The sequence below is a fragment of the Glutamicibacter sp. BW80 genome (assembly GCF_002332385.1).
GTDB lineage: Bacteria > Actinomycetota > Actinomycetes > Actinomycetales > Micrococcaceae > Glutamicibacter.
The window spans coordinates 1-1,664 of record NZ_NRGV01000004.1 but is presented as its reverse complement, the minus strand read 5'-3'; the positions used below and the strand labels follow the sequence as shown (position 1 = coordinate 1,664).

Here is a 1,664-nt window from a genome sequence, read left to right as displayed (position 1 = left end):
AGCAGCGTGAAGTTCTCCCGCTCCATAATCGGATGGATATAGGAGACCGAGGAGGAGGACCGGGTGCCATCGGCACGCCGGTTGATCTGGAAGAAGTTCGCCCCGTTGACCACGGTCTCATCGTTGTTGAACTTCGCCCGCGGAATCCCGGCCTGCGCGCAAGCCTCCAGCAGCGCCACCCCGCACGGATCGGTGCCCGGCACATTCATCAGGTGCACCGGCCCCGAATCCCCATGGTGCGGGGCCTCCGGCCCGGCGTCCTCATTGCTCTCCAGCTGCTGATACAGCCGGTAGGCCATCGCCGAATTCCAGCCGGTGGCCCCGAACTTCGATTCCCATTCATCCAGGTCCTCGCGCGGCGCCCAGAACGCGATGCAGGAATTATGGCTCGAGCACCCGCCCATCACCTTGGCCCGGGAATGGCGCATGAAGGAGTTCCCGTTCTCCTGCGCCTCGATCGGGTAGTCCCAGTCCAGCCCGGATTCGAGCAATTCCATCCAGCGGTTCAGCTGCAAGACCTCCTCAAGACCCCGGTCATCGGGGCCGGCCTCCACCAGCGCGATGCGCACCGCCGGGTCTTCACTCAGCCGTGCGGCGGCCGCGGCGCCGGCCGAACCGCCGCCGATGACGATGTAGTCAAATTCGTTAGTGTTGCTCATAATCCTCAGTTTCCCTCTTCCCTACTTCTGGGCGAACCAGCCGGTGACCTGCGGGTCCAGATTCTGGTAGATGTGCTTGGCTTCCTGGTACTCGCCCAGCCCGGTCGGCCCCAGCTCGCGGCCGACCCCGGACTGGCCGAAGCCGCCCCACTCGGCCTGCGGCAGGTAGGGGTGGAAGTCGTTGATCCAGATCGTCCCGTGGCGCAACCGGGCCGCGATCCGCTGGGTCTTGGACGCGTCCTGGCTCCACACCGCCCCGGCCAGCCCGTAGTCGGTGTCGTTGGCGGTAGCCACCGCCTCATCTTCGGTGGCGAAGGTCTCCACGGTGACCACCGGGCCGAAGGCCTCCTCGATGACCACCGACATGCCGCGGGCCACCTGGTCAAAGACGGTGGGCAGGTAGAAATGCCCCGCCCCCAGCCCGGGGCCGTCCGCATCGGTGGCCGCCCGGCCCCCGCAGCGCAGCCGCGCGCCTTCGGCGAGCCCGGACTGCACATACGCCTCGACCTTTCCCAGATGCTCCGCGGAGATCAGCGCCCCGGTTTCGGCGTGCTCATCGAACGGGCCGCCGAGGGTGATCTGCTCCGCGCGGCGCACCAGTTCGTCGACGAACCGCTCCGCAATGGATTCCTCCACGATGATCCGCGCCCCGGCCGAGCAGACCTGCCCCGAATGCACGAACGCGCCATTCAGCGCGTTGTCCACCGCGGCGTCGAAGTCCGCGTCGGCGAAGATCACGTTCGGGTTCTTCCCGCCCAGCTCCAGGGCGACCTTCTTCACCGTTCCGGCCGCCGCGGCCGCGACCTTGCGCCCGGTGGCCAGGCCGCCGGTGAAGGAGACCAGGTCCACGTCGCGGTGCTCGGAGAGGACCGCGCCGACCTGCGCGCCGGTGCCGGTGACCAGGTTCGCCACCCCGGCCGGCAGGCCCAGCTCATGGAGCACGTCCAGCATCAGGATCGCGGTGGAGGGGCTCAGCTCGGCGGGCTTGAGCACGAAGGAGCAGCC

The 1,664-nt window shown here is 68.0% G+C and carries 2 protein-coding genes; both read right to left on the bottom strand.

The features are described 5' to 3' along the window. Nucleotides 1–659: GMC family oxidoreductase N-terminal domain-containing protein (locus tag CIK76_RS01385; RefSeq protein WP_141393426.1), on the bottom strand; the 659-nt coding region annotated here is incomplete at its 3' end. A 21-nt stretch (nt 660–680) separates the two neighbouring features. Further along, nucleotides 681–1,664 (bottom strand): aldehyde dehydrogenase family protein (locus CIK76_RS01380; RefSeq protein ID WP_141393425.1); only part of this gene is annotated, 984 nt, incomplete at its 5' end.